This window comes from Vibrio sp. QJM3NY_27, assembly GCF_057785955.1.
On sequence record NZ_CM173512.1, the window covers coordinates 1,150,522 to 1,165,733 of the forward strand.

16 protein-coding genes are annotated in these 15,212 nt (G+C 43.4%); 7 read left to right on the forward strand and 9 right to left on the reverse strand.

From position 1 onward, the window contains the following. Positions 1-66 precede the first annotated feature (66 nt). A complete protein-coding gene (locus AC3CIA_RS20795) occupies positions 67-741 on the reverse strand; it encodes a YoaK family protein (protein ID WP_004731845.1) in 675 nt (224 codons plus the stop codon). Between the two features lie 150 nt (positions 742-891). Continuing rightward, positions 892-1,374 carry a GFA family protein gene (locus AC3CIA_RS20800; RefSeq protein WP_488518974.1) on the reverse strand — a complete coding sequence of 161 codons (483 nt, stop codon included), beginning with the start codon at positions 1,372-1,374 and terminating at the stop codon, positions 892-894. Between the two features lie 32 nt (positions 1,375-1,406). On the opposite strand from AC3CIA_RS20800, the gene AC3CIA_RS20805 reads away from it, so the two are divergent. The 3 genes from AC3CIA_RS20805 (at position 1,407) to shyA (ending at position 4,010) form a co-directional block, all read left to right on the forward strand. Then, the gene (locus AC3CIA_RS20805) at positions 1,407-2,060 is read left to right on the forward strand and encodes a hypothetical protein (protein ID WP_237298316.1); all 654 of its coding nucleotides are present in this window, start codon (positions 1,407-1,409) and stop codon (positions 2,058-2,060) included. A gap of 126 nt (positions 2,061-2,186) precedes the next feature. Next, entirely contained in the window at positions 2,187-2,486 is a 300-nt protein-coding gene (locus AC3CIA_RS20810) for an isoamylase early set domain-containing protein (RefSeq protein ID WP_009845720.1), read from the forward strand. Between the two features lie 231 nt (positions 2,487-2,717). Further along, positions 2,718-4,010 carry a peptidoglycan DD-endopeptidase ShyA gene (gene shyA, locus AC3CIA_RS20815; protein WP_017077403.1) on the forward strand — a complete coding sequence of 431 codons (1,293 nt, stop codon included), beginning with the start codon at positions 2,718-2,720 and terminating at the stop codon, positions 4,008-4,010. A gap of 122 nt (positions 4,011-4,132) precedes the next feature. On the opposite strand, the gene AC3CIA_RS20820 is transcribed toward shyA, so the two are convergent. Further along, positions 4,133-5,971 carry a putative bifunctional diguanylate cyclase/phosphodiesterase gene (locus AC3CIA_RS20820; RefSeq protein WP_488518975.1) on the reverse strand — a complete coding sequence of 613 codons (1,839 nt, stop codon included), beginning with the start codon at positions 5,969-5,971 and terminating at the stop codon, positions 4,133-4,135. A 131-nt stretch (positions 5,972-6,102) separates the two neighbouring features. Further along, positions 6,103-6,999: a LysR family transcriptional regulator gene (locus AC3CIA_RS20825; RefSeq protein WP_004731832.1), complete on the reverse strand. Its 897-nt coding sequence runs from the start codon at positions 6,997-6,999 to the stop codon at positions 6,103-6,105. Between the two features lie 108 nt (positions 7,000-7,107). Here AC3CIA_RS20825 and AC3CIA_RS20830 point away from each other — a divergent pair, with 108 nt between their 5' ends. The 3 genes from AC3CIA_RS20830 to AC3CIA_RS20840 all read left to right on the forward strand — a co-directional run bounded on the left by AC3CIA_RS20830 (position 7,108) and on the right by AC3CIA_RS20840 (position 9,258). Beyond that, positions 7,108-8,313: a multidrug effflux MFS transporter gene (locus AC3CIA_RS20830; protein WP_171311611.1), complete on the forward strand. Its 1,206-nt coding sequence runs from the start codon at positions 7,108-7,110 to the stop codon at positions 8,311-8,313. A gap of 122 nt (positions 8,314-8,435) precedes the next feature. Then, positions 8,436-8,786: a hypothetical protein gene (locus tag AC3CIA_RS20835; RefSeq protein ID WP_114634842.1), complete on the forward strand. Its 351-nt coding sequence runs from the start codon at positions 8,436-8,438 to the stop codon at positions 8,784-8,786. A 337-nt stretch (positions 8,787-9,123) separates the two neighbouring features. Continuing rightward, complete coding sequence (locus tag AC3CIA_RS20840) at positions 9,124-9,258, forward strand: hypothetical protein (protein WP_267136081.1); 135 nt, start codon at positions 9,124-9,126, stop codon at positions 9,256-9,258. Positions 9,259-9,415: 157 nt separating this feature from the next. On the opposite strand, the gene AC3CIA_RS20845 is transcribed toward AC3CIA_RS20840, so the two are convergent. The 3 genes from AC3CIA_RS20845 to AC3CIA_RS20855 form a co-directional block, all read right to left on the reverse strand. Beyond that, positions 9,416-10,033: a glutaredoxin domain-containing protein gene (locus AC3CIA_RS20845; protein ID WP_004731823.1), complete on the reverse strand. Its 618-nt coding sequence runs from the start codon at positions 10,031-10,033 to the stop codon at positions 9,416-9,418. A gap of 68 nt (positions 10,034-10,101) precedes the next feature. Beyond that, a complete protein-coding gene (locus AC3CIA_RS20850; protein WP_017089881.1) occupies positions 10,102-10,992 on the reverse strand; it encodes a DMT family transporter in 891 nt (296 codons plus the stop codon). Between the two features lie 153 nt (positions 10,993-11,145). Further along, the gene (locus AC3CIA_RS20855) at positions 11,146-12,144 is read right to left on the reverse strand and encodes a porin (RefSeq protein WP_171311613.1); all 999 of its coding nucleotides are present in this window, start codon (positions 12,142-12,144) and stop codon (positions 11,146-11,148) included. 376 nt (positions 12,145-12,520) lie between these two features. On the opposite strand from AC3CIA_RS20855, the gene AC3CIA_RS20860 reads away from it, so the two are divergent. After that, positions 12,521-13,534 (forward strand): succinylglutamate desuccinylase/aspartoacylase family protein, encoded by a 1,014-nt coding sequence (locus AC3CIA_RS20860; RefSeq protein WP_146456450.1) that lies wholly within the window; start codon positions 12,521-12,523, stop codon positions 13,532-13,534. Positions 13,535-13,795: 261 nt separating this feature from the next. On the opposite strand, the gene AC3CIA_RS20865 is transcribed toward AC3CIA_RS20860, so the two are convergent. Beyond that, complete coding sequence (locus AC3CIA_RS20865) at positions 13,796-14,515, reverse strand: DsbA family protein (RefSeq protein ID WP_488518976.1); 720 nt, start codon at positions 14,513-14,515, stop codon at positions 13,796-13,798. Between the two features lie 127 nt (positions 14,516-14,642). After that, positions 14,643-15,212, reverse strand: a complete 570-nt coding sequence (locus AC3CIA_RS20870) for a protein disulfide oxidoreductase (RefSeq protein WP_488518977.1) — start codon at positions 15,210-15,212, stop codon at positions 14,643-14,645.

Sequence of the window (15,212 nt, forward strand, 5' to 3'; positions counted from 1 at the left end):
ACTCATTAAGAGTTTAGAATAAAGTGTTGCGGATGTTACGTAATTTGAGGATATATTGCCAGATATTTATAAATTGACTGGCGTTTCAGTTCGATAGGTCAGGTAGAGCCAGTAGCTAAATGCGATAATGAAAGCGAAAGAGGCAGGGAAAGCCAGCGCCAAAATTTCAAAGCGCTGGAACAGACAAGCTCCGCTTAAACCACCAAACAGAAAGCCAACCACAATGAACATCAGTAGTTTGGCTTTACGACGGTCAAAAGGCATCCCCTTTAAGCGAGCACCAATCATGATCCCAAGATCCGTGATGATCCCGCTCATGTGCGTTGTTCGAATGATCGCACCGCTGTAAGTCGTTATCATCGCGTTCTGCAAACCACAGGCTGCTGAAGCGAAGTATTGGCCTGAAGTGTAGCCCTGTAACAGTGCCCAAAGTGCTAAAAATAGCAACCCCCCTTCAATGCACAGAGCAACGCCGTAACGACGCCCTAACTTCAGTGCTTGGTTCTCAATAAAGAATCCGCTGAAGGCTGCACCTAACATAAAGCTCATGATAATCAGTAAAAGATGTAAAGAAGCCGAAGTTGGTGTGAGCAGGCTACTGCCTAATAAAGACATGGTGCCTGAAATGTGGGAGATCGCTTGATGCTGAAAGCCGAGTAAGCCAATCGCATTAACACTGCCAGCAAGGCCTGCGAGCAGCAAAGCGCCGTATTCAACCCAGCGAGGTAGCTTAGAAATCATGTGGTTCACCCTGGGTTAAAAAGAGGAGCCGATTATAACGCTAGCGAAAAGATACGCTAGCGCTGTGGTGCGTTGATATTTGATCTTAGGCAACAGTATTGCAGTTTGTTCTAATGCCGTTGCTTTATCGAGATAAAGGTCAGTAACAGGCTAGTTGTAGTGACTCATTTGATGGTCAAATTTGACCCAGCCGTGTTTACGTTCTTCGTAGACTGAAAAGCTCGGTAGCGGAAAGTCTTGCTCTTTAAATAATCCGAGCGGGACGATATAAAAATCGGCAGCAGCAACAGATTGTAAGAGCATGGTGGTGCCACACTTAGGGCAAAACTGATAGGTCACTTCACCACCCGTATCACTGATGCGTGAGAAAGAAGTGACTTCTCCGTTTAATGTGACTTGTTCTATTGGGAACCGAGCCTGAACACCAAACACACTTCCGGTGCGTTTCTGACATTCATAGCAATGGCATACAGAGGTGCGTTGAGGCTCGCCTCTGCATACTAGGTTGACTGCTCCACAGCGGCATTCGCAACTTCTGATATTTCTATCTTTAATATGATTGATATCCATCCATGCTCCACTTCTGGTTAACCCTGTATTGATAATTATACTAAAGCCCTTTATGGTCTGCACAACTGGATGAAAACAAAAGAATATAATTGCTCATGAAAAAGAAAATCTTACCTATACCTCTGATTTTACTGATTCCAATTGTCATGCTGGTTGTGGTGATACTGGCGGGTATTTATCGCTTTAGCTTAAGTGACGAAGAGATCTTGGCGAAGTTTCCTTCTTCTCAAGTCAGTTATGACCCTGTTGTTGAAACCGTTTTTGATTTGAAGACGACCAACCCATGGACAATTAAAGTACCCGAAACCAACGCGTACGCTTTTATTAATGAAGTCGATGAACCTAGAGCTATAGCCTTTGGACGCTATGACTCGGGTGTTGAGCGTGGTGTGGTAACGGTAGACACCAACAACCTTTCAGCCGTCACGTTGGGCAAGGCGAGTTTCTTTGTCGCACCGATGTGGGTATCTAACCAAGGCAGTGGCGTGTTCTATTATCTTGGCTTGTTTAAACATGACCAGCAGCGAAGCCGTGTCGTGCTAGTCAACCAGCTTTTTCTAGGCGATAGAGTGCAAATTCAGACTTTAGAGGTCGCTCAGCAGCAAGATTTACAATCCGCTAGCAAACAAACAGGGGAAGGTTTTATCGGCTTTACTCAGCATTCTGCGGAACAATCATTTGCAGAATCCCCTTCTGAAAAGGTGTTAATGAGCTTTTCTTTTGATACGCAATCAATTGGTAAGCAATAACGTTTTCGTTAATGCAAGGATCTGTTGTTTATGTGAGCTAAATTACATATTATCTTAATTAGATGAATGAAATTTAGACACTCCTTATGCTTGGTGTCTGCCTATTTTTACAAATGGAGCTTGCGAATGATTAATAAACGTTTTTTTAAGACGAAAGATGAAGTTGAAGTGACCTTCGAGCTAGAAGCTCAAGAAGCGAACTCTGTATCCATCGTTGCTGACTTTCTTGATTGGAAAGCCACCCCAATGAAAAAACTGGCCAAAGGGAAGGTTTACAAATTTAAAACTCGCCTACCTAAAGATGGCGAGTTTCAATTCCGCTATCTAGTTGATGACCAACAATGGGTGAACGATGCGAATGCTGATCGTTATATCCCGAATGAGTTTGGTGAAGACAATTGCTTGGTATCGACGGTTAACGCTTAATCGAGATGAAGTAGCGTGAATCAATAGAAAGCAGAAACTAGCCGTTTCTGCTTTTTTAATTTTTTATTTGGCGGTTAATATTATTAATCGTGTAGCGAGTTTTCACTTACGGTAACTCAATGACTTAGTCCAAATTGGGCAGATTCACATCATATTATGACAATGCAATGATGATTTATGCGTTTGAAAAGCATATCCTATGCCTTTATATCGTAGAAAGACCTGTTTACCGTGTATTCAAAAATATTTTCTTCTCCGTTTGCTGAGCTTTCACCTGTAAAAAAAGTAGCTATTTTAGGACTGCCACTTATTGCAGCGTTTGGTATTGCTTTGCAATCTTCAGAATCGGATCTGACGAAAACGATCGATCTTGATTTACCTGACTCAACCGTTATTGAGTCAATCCTATCACCTTCTTCTGTCGCGATTATCGAACCGCCGACGTTTGAGTATCAAATTCAAACGGGCGATAACTTGAGTAGCATCTTCACTCAACTTGGATTTTCTTATAAATCGATGATGAGCGTGATGGAAACCGATTTAAACTTCCTTGCCCTAGACACACTTCGTCCTGGTAACACATTACGTTTTTGGCGTGATGAGGCGACGGGCAATCTTTCCAAAATGGAAATTCAATTTAGTGTTGCGGATAAAGCAGTTTACCGACGACTTGAAGATGGCAGCTATGAATTTGAAGACATTTCTATTCCTGGTGAATGGAAGCAAAAGCCTTTAGTGGGTGATATTCACGGTAGTTTCTCTATGTCGGCGAACAAGGTTGGCCTGAATAGTCTTGAAATTGACCATATTGTGACGCTTCTTAAAGATAAGCTGAACTTTAGCCGCGACCTGCGCGCTGGCGATCAGTTTGAAGTGCTTCAGAAAGCGCAATTTGTTGATGGTGTCGCAACCGGAAAGCGTGAAATCGAAGCGATTAAGATCATGAATCGTAATCGTGTTGTTTCTGCGTACTTACACACTGATGGGCAATATTACGATGCCAATGGCGATAGCTTACAACGTGCTTTCCAGCGTTACCCTGTAAGCAGTGGATGGCGTCAGAGTTCTCAGTTTAACCCCAAGCGCTTACACCCTGTGACAGGCCGAGTCTCACCTCACAACGGTACAGATTTCGCTACGCCAATTGGTACGCCAGTTCAAGCGACGGGTGATGGTAAAGTGATCATGACCCGTAAGCACCCATACGCCGGTAACTACGTCGTTATTCAGCACGGTAGCACTTACAAAACGCGTTATCTCCATTTGAGTAAGATCCTCGTTCGTAAAGGACAAACGGTATCTCGTGGTCAGCGTATTGGCTTGTCAGGTAAAACTGGCCGAGTGACGGGTGCACACTTGCATTATGAGTTAATCGAACGTGGTCGTCCTGTGAACGCGATGACAGCGAATATTCCGATGGCTGATTCAGTGCCTAAAAAGGAAAAAGCGACGTTCGTAGCGTCAAGAGATGAAGCTGATAAGTTGTTAAAGGTAGCTTTAGAAGCACAATCTAATAACAGTTAATAGATTTCTCTAAATTAGGCCGATTAATCAAGCCGCGAGAGCTTTTCTAAATACTTCAGTATTTAGTCATGCTTCGCGGCTTTTTAGATTTTGGTCTGGCTACTGCTTTATATTTTTAATTTTTATGGGCTTTGAATGAGTGCTTCTGAATGAGTCACTAAACTCACGATAGCTTCAGGTCGCATAGGAGGCGAGTATAGGTATCCTTGGATCTTGTCGCACCCCATATCGTGAAGTTTCTCTAGCTGTTCACGCTTTTCCACACCCTCTGCGACAAGTGATACGTTGAGTCGATGAGCAAGCTGGATGATCAACCAAACAACGCTCTCTGATGTCGAATTGGTGAGTAAATTTTGAATGAAAATTGCATCAATTTTAATGCAGTCAATCGGGTAGCTGTGAATGTAATTCAAGCTAGAGTAACCGGTGCCGAAATCGTCTAGCGCAATCGTAAAGCCTTGTTCTCGCAAAAAGTTGAGTGCGTCTTTGGTGTCTTGAGTTGGAGATAGCAATACTGTTTCGGTCAGCTCAATAACAAACTCATCAGCCTTAAAGTGATGCTGTTCAATGGTCCGAGTGAGGTAGGAAATGTAACGCTTAGAGTCGGTAAGCTCATGGGCGGAACAGTTTATTCCGAGCTTAACCTTGTATCCTAAGCCTTTTTCTAATGTCGTTTTAGCTCGGCATACCAGTTCGATAATGCGTTCACCCAGCTCGACAATTAGCCCGGATCCTTCTGCTACCTGTATAAACTCAACTGGGGATATGTCGCCGTGCTTTTCTGTTTTCCAACGAGTGAGTACTTCGAAATACTTCCAACATTTGTCTTGTTGACCAACAATCGGCTGAGCCACAACATACATTCCGCTGTTCAGCGAGATAGAGTTTTCAAGTTCATTTCTCAAGGCCGCAATTAACTCGGTCTTTCTCTGATATCGAGATCTTAAGTGGGTGTCATAGCACTTGATATGGGTACCCGAATATTGCTTACATTCTTTCAACGCTAAGCTGGTGTTGAAGATGATTTGCTCTACGTCTTTGCTATCTCCGGCTGATCCTGCGATGCCTATGCTGATATCAAAATCGATCCTAAGATCAATACTGTTATACCCTTGTTTTACTTTGGCGATGATTTGGTCACAAATTGCGGTTGGGTCGGCGTAATAGGTGATGAAGGCGAATTCATTTCCTGCCGTTCTAAAGGTGAGGTTATTTTCAGGGAGTGTTCGTCTCAAAATCTCAGCCAGATGTTGCAGTACCTTGTCTCCAACATAGTTGCCGTGAAGATCGTTAATCGCTTTAAAACTATTAATGTCCAGTATTGCTAACGTGAACGGTGTTGAGTTTTGCTGAGTGATTGATTCTAGCGTATCGGATAAGCAACTGCGGTTAAGTAAACCTGTTAAGCTATCGTGTGAGACCTCATAACTGAGTTGATTGACCAATTGCTCAGAGCGATCGTTGAACCACATCTCACGCAGGGTGTGGATGATGATATCCGAAAAAAGTTGATGATGTTTAATCGCTTCTTGTTGCTGAGCATTACTCATTGGGGAAGTAAACGTAGAAAAAAGTACCCCCATGACTTCACCGCTTTGAGTCCGTGTAGGAATCGCAATGGAATTCTGTGAGGTAATCTCTTGCCGAAAGGCAGACGTAGGTAGTGATTTGACAACGTATTGAGCAAATGAGCAATCAGGGTGGTTTTGATTGACGGCTTGCTGATAGATTTGCCCATGACGAGGGTTGATTCTGTCATGCAAGACGTGATCAGAATGAGCAATAACTAAAGGAACAATTTGGTCTGGAAAGTACTTTTTCTCAATGATAGTGGTGTACTTAGTATCGAACATTTGGTGTAGAGTAAGCACTGCTGATTCCAAAAGGTCGATACCTTCCAACTTGAGCAAGCGCCCTATACGCTCAGTGTCTATCATATTGTTGTACGTTTGTTGAGTCATAGCTACCATCCCTAGTTAACCAGATCCAGCGTGTAAGCCTGTGTGTTTAGTTTATACGCATCTATTTTTATATGCTCTTAGTTTATTATTGGCCGCGTTGTATCATTTTTCAAATTAAGTTGAGACTTATTTCACAAAATTTGGTTATTTCTCTCTTTATCTAGCCTATCTTTCAAATGGTCCAAAAATAACTTGGTTCGCGTATGTGAGTAATCAAGCTTAGGGTAGTACGCGTAAACCATCACTTCGTCGGCGGTAATATTTGGCAATACTGGAACTAATGTCCCTTGTTTAAGATCCTCTTTGATCATTGCTTTGATGGTTAACAGCACACCCATTCCTCGTTTCGCCGCGTGAAACAAAGCCTCAGGGTTGGTGGTCGCAAAGTTGCCGTTCAAAGTGATGCGCTGCCCTTTGGTGAGTGTGACTTCACGGGTAGGGCGCTCTCCCCATATTAAGGAGTTGTGTTGTTCTAAGTCTTGCTCGTTGGTGGGATAACCATGTTTGGCAAGATAACTCGGCGCAGCATAGAAACTGGCCTTGTGTTCAAACAGCGGTGTTTTCTTGAAGCTTAATGAGTTGAGCTGTTCCAGTTCACGACTGATCACCAGATCCAAGCCAAGTTCAGGTAATTGACCAGGAGTCGTGGTGATCAGCTGTACCTTAATGTCTGGGTATTTTTCTAAGAAGTCGTCCATGTATTGCACCAGAAATTTAGAGCCAACAGCAATCGTCGCGCCTATCTTTAAGAGGCCTGCCGGGGTTTGGTTAACCGAGCGAGTCTCATCAATAATTGATTGCCAATTGTCGAGTTGATCCTTGGCCCGCAAGTAAAAGAGTGCTCCCGCTTCGGTTTGGTTAATCGAGCGAGTGGTGCGCTTTAAAAGTTGAGTACCGATACGCTCTTCGAGCCAGTTTACTCTTTTGCTGATCGCTGAGCTGGTGGTATTAAGTTTGCGAGCGGCGCCATTGAAACTGCCTTCTTCCACTACTCTAACGTAGCTTTTTACGTTGAGAATCCAATCCATATTATTTCCTGCTAGGACTTAATTAAATTCCAATTTGGTTAATTATCAATTACTGGTTTTGAATATAAACTTATATCATGAACAAATATCAAACGAATAGGGAATTTTTTGAGCCAATCGACCTTTAAAAAAACGCCGTTACTTTTAGCAATGATGATTATTGCTACGGGGCAGGTGGGTGTGAGCATCTACTTGCCATCATTGCCGTTAATTGCTTCTGATTTAAGTGTGACTCAGGTAGATGTACAGCTGCTCGTCACGCTGTTTCTTGTGGGTTTTGGCCTGTCACAGCTATTTTACGGGCCGATGTCCGATGCAGTGGGAAGAAGACCTATCTTCTTGTTAGGTCAGGGTGTTTATTTGATTGGTACTGTCGTTTGTGTTGTTTTTTCTGACAACATGACGGCGCTAGAGGTTGGTCGCTTATTGCAAGGTTTAGGGGCGGGCAGCGCCTCGGTTCTCGGACGAAGTGTGCTTCGCGACAGCTATGATGGCCCTCAACTGACCAAAGCGTTGTCTTATATTTCGATCACCGCTTCGATCATGCCGATCATTGCCCCCGTATTTGGTGGTTGGATTTCATTTCACCTCGGTTGGCAGGCGGTGTTCCTGTTTGTTCTTCTTTATCTACTGGCAATATTTACGCTGGGTTACTTTGTGTTGCCTGAGACTTTGCCATATGGAAAGAGTCGCTTTGATGCCTGCCAAGTAGTGAAGAACTACGGACGCTTGTTGACTAACCGCCAAGTGTTGACCAGTGCCAGTTATAACTGGATGAGCTACATGGCAAGTTTGGTATCTTTATCGCTGTTTCCATTCTTAATGCAAGAGCAATTGGGGCTGACCGCCGCTGAATATGGCTCATTGATGATTGTCCCTTCGGCAGGTTTACTGATAGGTAGCGTGGCTTTGAACTTGCTCAACCGTAGGTTTAGCACTCCGCAATTGATGAGCCTTGCGATTTTGATCATTTTGTCTTCGGGAACTTGGCTTCTTACTCATGAGTTATCCATCTTTAACTTAGTTTGGGCGTTTACTTGGTTGGCGATAGCACAAGGCATCTCGTTCCCACTATCAATCAGCATGTTATTAGAACCCCATAAGAAACAAGCGGGTGCAGTGTCTGCATTGTCTGGCTCAATTCAGATGTGTTTAGCGGGTTTATTGGGTGGGTATCTAGTAGAAAGCTGGGTGACAACTCACTTACAACTCGGCGGGTTTTATCTGATTATTGGTGCTTGCATGGGTACAGTCCTTTGGTCTTCAACCAAAATGAATAAGAAAGCCGCAGCTACCGAAGTAGAGTACAGTTAAACAGCTGAAGTAGAGTACAGTTAAGCAACTAGCTCGCTATAGTTCAGAGTACAGTCGTTAATACGTTGTATTTGTATGGATGGTTTTCTACAATACCTGCGTCCATTTAATAGGTAATAAACATGCAGCAAAATGAATTTGAAGTACTGGTAAAAGCTATCTGCGCACTAGATGGCCTGCCTCAAGCGCTTGAGCTATTGAAATCCAATGAGGATACAGAAGTCGCTGAGGCTGCTGGATCACTAACAGGTCAATTTGCGCTAGCTGAAGTAGAAGGCGAAAAGCGTATTTACCACGTGACGTTTCAAGAAAATGAACAAGGCGAAGAGCAAGAGTACATCGAACATGTAATGAATGAAGGCGATGACTTAATCAAATTTGCAGCTTGGTTCTTTGAAACTATGTTCGAATTAAAGCAAAAAGACACGTACCAGATTGCTGGTAAAACTTACAGACAGCCAAAGCGTAGTTAGTGTTTTAGTTACTAATTATTAGGCATTAGCGAATAGTGTCCTTTTTAAGGTCAGTGTTTCTAAGCTAAGTATTTAAAAAGCAGCTCTCTTGAGCTGCTTTTTTTATGGATGTCTAAACCAATGTCTTGGATTGCAAATGGGGATGGAGAATCAAGGTTAGACGGGCTTAACATTAACTCATTGATATAAAGATACAATGCTGACTGATGCAGAGACAAGAATACGGATTTTGCAATAGGATGATTTACTTGCATCAAAGTGTGATTTAGATCTTGTTTTTGGGCGCTTTAAGTGTAGAATCCGCGCATAAGAAAATCGATTATGTGCGGAGATAAGCATGAATTACGAACTAGGCCACGCATACCTTGGTCAAATGGTAGCAAAAAACATGATGCACGAAGCATTGTATGGCAAGTCAAAGCCAAAGAAACCGTCGTTCTTTAAGCGAATGATGAAGAAAATGGCGAAATAAGCATTTTCAAAAACGGAATTTAAAAAGGCCTTAAACTCGATGAAGTTTAAGGCCTTTTGCGTTTTAGCGATTAATGAAGGTCATCGCTCGTTTTGTTGTGGATGGACACAAAAAAACACTGATTAATTCACGATCGGATTTGTAACTCTGTGTGAGTTTAGCCTGCCGATTGGTTGGACAGGTCGACAACGTTATTTGGAATGGTATCTAAACCATTTTCTTTCATCCACGCTTCTAAGTTGTCTGCTCCACCGATGTATTTACCATCGAGCCAGATCTGAGGAACGGTTACTGGTGTTTTCTCACCAATGTGCGCTTTGACCTCTGGAATCATGCGATACAAAGCTGCGCTGTCTTTTACAACATCGTGGTATTGGTATTCAACACCCGCTTCATCAAGCATTTTCTTTGCTTTAACACAGAATGGGCAGGTCGCTTTACCATAAACGATGTTGCCTTTTAGGCTGTCGCGTTTGGTCCACTCTTTGATCACGGATTGAACTAACACGCCGCGGTTAAGCGCTTCGCCTTGGCTTACAACCTTGCCTTCAACAACAAGGATTGGAGCATGCCAAGAGCCCAGTTTTAGAGGCTCCCACCAGTGAGACAACCAATCTTTCACTTCCAGTTCGACATCGACATCTGATAATTCATTCTCAAAAGTATCCTTAAGAATGTCTTTGGTAAGGGTACATTCCCCACATGGGATATTAACTTTAAATGGACCCCAGCTGCCTGCCCAACGGTATAGTGTAATCTTGACTGGTTTCTTCATGGTTACGGCCTCGTTTGAATTCTCTTATCCATATAGAACGGACAGTTGAACTATTTATTTCACTAACCCTAAACTTTCTTCAGTTTTGACGGCTTTTTCGTTTCCCAGTGCGTTATAAATGCGACTGACGCAATAATAATAGCAGCCCCGAGCCATAAACGACCCGGTGGAACCCAGCTAAATACAATCCAACCTGCTAGGACATTTAGCGGTAATTTTGCGTGGTCAAATGGTTGTACGAATGAAGCATCAGCGACTGAGTAGGCTTTTACAATTGCCCATTGAGCGAGTGCCGTCATAACACCGATGACAATTAAGATAGCCCAAATCGTACCGCCGCTTGGAGTCTGCCAATCAGGCGCAGCAAGTAGGATGTTAAATGGTGTAATCAATAGTAAAAGGTAGACCACCATGGTAGAAGGGCTGTCTTGTGAAGAGAGCTTTTTCACCATTAGTGAGTAGCATGCCCAAAAGAAAGCGGCGCCAATCGGTAGTAGCGTTGCCCAATTAAAGTCCTCAGCCCACGGCTCTAGAATCACCATCGCACCCACGAAACCTGCTAAGGTCGCACCCCAGCGAGCAGCTCCAACTTTCTCTTTGAGGAAAAGCCCTGAACCTATGGTTGCAAACAGTGGTGACGTCATGAGAAGGGCAATGCCTTGCCAAATAGGAACAGGGTAAGCCAGCGCCCATATCCAAAGTTGAATACCAATTACCGATAAAAACACACGGAATACATGCAACTTGAGGTTGTCGGTTTTTAGCGCGCGGCGAATGCCCAGCGTTTTCAGATAAGGAAGAATAGCGAACAACGCGATGGCGTATTGAATGACGGCAACGGTAGTAGAAGTAAGTCCGAAATGAATGCTAGCGATTTGAGTTAGGCTGTTAATGACGGCAAAGGCTAGGCCTGCGGTTAGCATCCAGCTAGCGCCTTGGATCGGATGGTGTTGTGACATGATGCTTCTAATTATTTGATGTGGTTCACCTATGATACGGATTTAGCACCACTTAACCAGAAAAAGCATTGATGAAGTTAGTCAGAATATTTGAATATGAAAAAGGTTGAGCTATTGCCCAACCTTTTAGTCTGTATCTAAAGCCGATTTAGATTAGAAGTCGTAGCGTAGACCTAGACGAAGAGAATCTTCGCTTTGTGTCTCTAGACCTGCAACTTGTACATCGTCTAGGTTGTTTAATTGGTAAGCAACGTAAGTACGGATAGACTTGTTGAACTTGTATGTACCCGTTAGCTCGAAGAAATCAGCTGTATCTACAGTGATGTTCTGTGTCGCGTCTTTTTCTTGTTTTTGGTACAAAGCAGCCAATTCAAATTGATCGGTAAGTTTGTACTTAGCCGCAACTTCTACACCAGAGAACTCAGTCTTAGATTTGTCGTCTAGGTCACCCATTGTGTAGGTGGCACCTAGGTATAGAGCATCCATTTTGTAGTTGATACCAGCAATTACAGCGGTTGCAGAGCCATTACCCGTACCATTGTCATTACCTGAGTAACCAAGACCAAAACCTAAGCCCATAGGCAATGTGTAGATACCAGAGATACCGTAACCGTCTGTATCTTTATCTTCGCCAGCGATTAAACTTGCCTTCAACGAAAGAGCATCAGCATCGTAAGCGTACACGAACGTGTTGTTAATCTGCTCGTTGCCCGCGTTAATGAAGGCTTTTTGATCACCTGAGTAGATAGTAACATCCGACATTTCTGAGATTTGAGCAGCGGCTGTATCTTGACGACCTACCGAAACAGCACCAAAGTTACCTTCAAGGCCAGCGTACATATAGCGTTGTTTAAAGTTATCAGTTTCATCGTTATCTGCTGAAGAATTTACGCCTTGTTCTGCTTCGTAGAAACCGAAACCAGATAGATCGCTAGTGATTTCAGTAGTGCCGCCAACATTTAAACGCACACGGCTTTTATTTTTCATGGTTCCGTCGATTTCTTTACCGCCTGACCCGATGAAATCACCACGGAATTCTGCACGACCACCAATCTTAAGCTCAGTACCATCAGAGCTGTAAACTGTTGCTGCTAGAGATGAACCTGAAACTAGTGCCGCTACCACTGCAGAAGCTAGAACTGCCTTTTTCATAATCACTTACCTTGTATTTTAAAATCCGTGAGCAATGTGCTCTCCGTTTCGATATGAAGCTAATTTAGAGCAGCTAAATTAAGCTTTCATTTCTATAAAATTACATTTTCGTGAATGGGGAACTTTTTAAGTGTTGATTTTATTACACTTTTATTTCAATAGACTGAGTGGTTTGTGAATGGTTATATAACTTGTATGTTCTTGAGTGCATACTTTCACAGGCTTCTATTTAGGGGAAGTGATGATGAGATGAATGAGTATTATGGGGAAGTCAGAGCTTGTTCATCTTATTAACTGTTTGTACTGATTAAGATATCCTCTATGATGCAAAAACTTAGAAGAGAATAGATTTTGCTCAACAAGATGGAGACGTTGGATGAAAACAGAGTACTTAGGCGATGTTTTACAAGGTAGGCAGGTTATTGGCTCCTTGAATGTTGAAGACCTACCCGTTGGAGAGCACCAGTTTTGGTTTCAAGTAACCAGTGATGGGCTAGGGCAACCCAAGAACATGCCGGTTTCTGTTTTCAAAGGCAGTCAAGCAGGTCCTAAGTTGATGATCACCGCTGGTATTCACGGTGATGAGCTCAACGGTGTGTTGGCTGCTCAGCAAATTATCAGAGACTTAGTCGGTAAAACTCTCAAAGGCACGGTAACGATAGTGCCTACTGTGAATTTGTCGGGTTTGCTTAACCATAGCCGCGATTTTATCTCTTCGGATCCGGGCTCTTGCCCTGCCAACCTTAATCGACTCTTTCCAGGGGATGCGAATGGCTTAGCGGCAGAGCGCTTTGTTGCGTCTTTGTGGGATCGCTTACTCAAACACAATGCGACATTCGCCGTTGACCTGCATACCCAAACTCGTGGCGCTGTCTACCCACTTTATGTTTTTGCTGACTACCGAATTGAACAATGCCTTGAAATGGCAAGGTTGATGACGCCAGATTGTGTTCTCAATGATCCCGGTGACCCAGGTATTCTTGAAACGGTTTGGAATCGAAGTGGAATTCCGAGCATTACGGTGGAAGTGGGGATGGGTAAGTTTACTCAGCCTGACATGATTCAACGAGCCGTGGACGGTGTTTTTAATATGCTGTCTTACTATGAAATGCTTAATGGTGAAGACCCGTTAGAGGCAAAGCAGCTGCCAAGTATGGACTGGATAGAAGGCAACAACGTCGTGTCTATCCGCGCTGATATTGGTGGCTTTGTGCTGCCTCAGGTCGAGCTTTTGCAAAGTGTGGAACAAGGTGATCTGCTCGCCATCCAATATGATGCGTTCGGTAATGAATGTCGCCGCTACCACGCACCATCTTCTGGGCGTGTACTCAGCTATAACGTGGATGCATTAAGGGAACCGGGAGCGCTTGTTTGTCGCTTGCTGAGTTAAGCAAAAAAAAAGACCAAGCAAAGCTCGGTCAAAGGACAGTTGTCTTGAGTTAACACGTCTTTGACTCATCGACAGAACAGCTTTTAGAGTAGCGAGGGTAAATTAAGAATCCATTGCAAGATAGTGACACTTCGATTGCTTTTCTGTTTCAAAAATAATATTGAAAACATTATCTTAAGCTCATTAAAAAGCCGACTGCGGTTTGCGCGAGTCGGCTTTTATTCACTTATCTTTCGAGTCTTTATCTCTATCTACACTCGATTAAAAAGCGTCATCCACGATATCTTTAAGTCGGTCGTAAGGCACATATCCTGGTAAAACATTTCCGTTCATCATCATGGTTGGAGTGCCCGTTAAGCCGAGTGCACTGAACGTTTGGTGGTTAGTGGTTAGAACCTGGTTTTGTTCTTTAGTTGTTTTTAGTTCCGTCTCTGTTCCCGTCTTCTTGGCAACGGCTTCTAGTGAGCTTTTCGAGTGAATACCGCTTTTGGCCATCAGCAATCTATTAACTTCAGGGAATGCTTCTGGGTTATCTTTCCATACTTTCATCGCGTATAGCGCCGCGTTGGTGTCTAGCCCTGCAACTTGTTGTTGTTTAAACGATAAGTACACGTTGATCACTTTGATGTCGCTATTTTCAGAGGCTAATTGAACCAAGCCTTTTTCCAAGCGCTTACAGTAAGGACAGTTATAGTCGGTAAAGTTAATGATGACTGATTTGCCATCCGGGTTGCCCGTGATTGGGTGAGCGTCATTGTTGTATAACCAATCATGGCTTCCTGCTTGAGCTTTCTTCGACTGTTCTTGCCCTGCTACGTACTGCTCTAAGCTGGTATGTAAGCCAGAGATCGTAGAAGGGTTCTCTTTCAGAAATTGGTTAATCTCTTCAAGTTGCTGGGTTTGCTCTGTACTCAACTCAGCGAAGGCAGCGGTGCTCATTAGTGAGCCTAAAATCAGTGTACTAATCAGATGTTTTTTCATGCTATATATTCTCTAATTCTTGATAATCGTGAGCGCTCATTGGGTCGCGCTCACGGTAATGCTGTTCGTTAAACGGGCTAAATCGAGTTATTCACCTTGCTTTGCTCAGTTTTTCTTTGTAAGCGAGTTAGGCAAAGTAGGTTCTTAACCAGAGCCCTATTGGTGAAGTAACGCCTGTTGCGATACTGCTAATCTTTCCATCTTTGATGATGACAATACTTGGAGTGACATTAATGCCCCAACTTTTGCTGATCGATCCAGAGAGATCATTGATCACAGGGAAGTCATACTCTTTCGCCTCTAAGTAGCGCTGAACACGTTCGTCTGGGCCTGATGACAGAGCGATCGAAACCACTTGATGGGAGTCGTTGAAGCTATTGACGGTTGGGCTCACAAATTTGCACGCGCTACACCAAGTTGCCCAAAAATAGACAATAACGGGCTTACCATTTTTGCTTAGCTCGATAACATCAATATCCTTACCTTGGATCGACTGACCCACGATTGGAATCGCGTTTCCTTGAGGCATGCTTCTGCTGTGATAAAAGTCCATCGCAAATGAAACTACGCCAACGATCAGTATCATTGAAACGAGTTCCTTTCCCCACTTCTTAAGACGACTTGGCTTTTTGGTTTCACCCTTTACAGCGCTGTCTTCAGTCGTGCTAGATTTCTCTTCATTGTTGGGAGTCTTCAT

Coding starts and splice junctions, on each gene's coding strand:
- AC3CIA_RS20820 (WP_488518975.1), bottom strand. CDS start 5,971: ATGACTCAACAAACGTACAACAATATGATAGACACTGAGCGTATAGGG.
- AC3CIA_RS20845 (WP_004731823.1), bottom strand. CDS start 10,033: ATGAAGAAACCAGTCAAGATTACACTATACCGTTGGGCAGGCAGCTGG.
- AC3CIA_RS20825 (WP_004731832.1), bottom strand. CDS start 6,999: ATGGATTGGATTCTCAACGTAAAAAGCTACGTTAGAGTAGTGGAAGAA.
- AC3CIA_RS20865 (WP_488518976.1), bottom strand. CDS start 14,515: ATGAAAAAACATCTGATTAGTACACTGATTTTAGGCTCACTAATGAGC.
- AC3CIA_RS20840 (WP_267136081.1), top strand. CDS start 9,124: ATGAATTACGAACTAGGCCACGCATACCTTGGTCAAATGGTAGCAAAA.
- AC3CIA_RS20835 (WP_114634842.1), top strand. CDS start 8,436: ATGCAGCAAAATGAATTTGAAGTACTGGTAAAAGCTATCTGCGCACTA.
- AC3CIA_RS20870 (WP_488518977.1), bottom strand. CDS start 15,212: ATGAAGACTCCCAACAATGAAGAGAAATCTAGCACGACTGAAGACAGC.
- AC3CIA_RS20855 (WP_171311613.1), bottom strand. CDS start 12,144: ATGAAAAAGGCAGTTCTAGCTTCTGCAGTGGTAGCGGCACTAGTTTCA.
- AC3CIA_RS20795 (WP_004731845.1), bottom strand. CDS start 741: ATGATTTCTAAGCTACCTCGCTGGGTTGAATACGGCGCTTTGCTGCTC.
- AC3CIA_RS20860 (WP_146456450.1), top strand. CDS start 12,521: ATGAAAACAGAGTACTTAGGCGATGTTTTACAAGGTAGGCAGGTTATT.
- AC3CIA_RS20850 (WP_017089881.1), bottom strand. CDS start 10,992: ATGTCACAACACCATCCGATCCAAGGCGCTAGCTGGATGCTAACCGCA.
- AC3CIA_RS20810 (WP_009845720.1), top strand. CDS start 2,187: ATGATTAATAAACGTTTTTTTAAGACGAAAGATGAAGTTGAAGTGACC.
- AC3CIA_RS20805 (WP_237298316.1), top strand. CDS start 1,407: ATGAAAAAGAAAATCTTACCTATACCTCTGATTTTACTGATTCCAATT.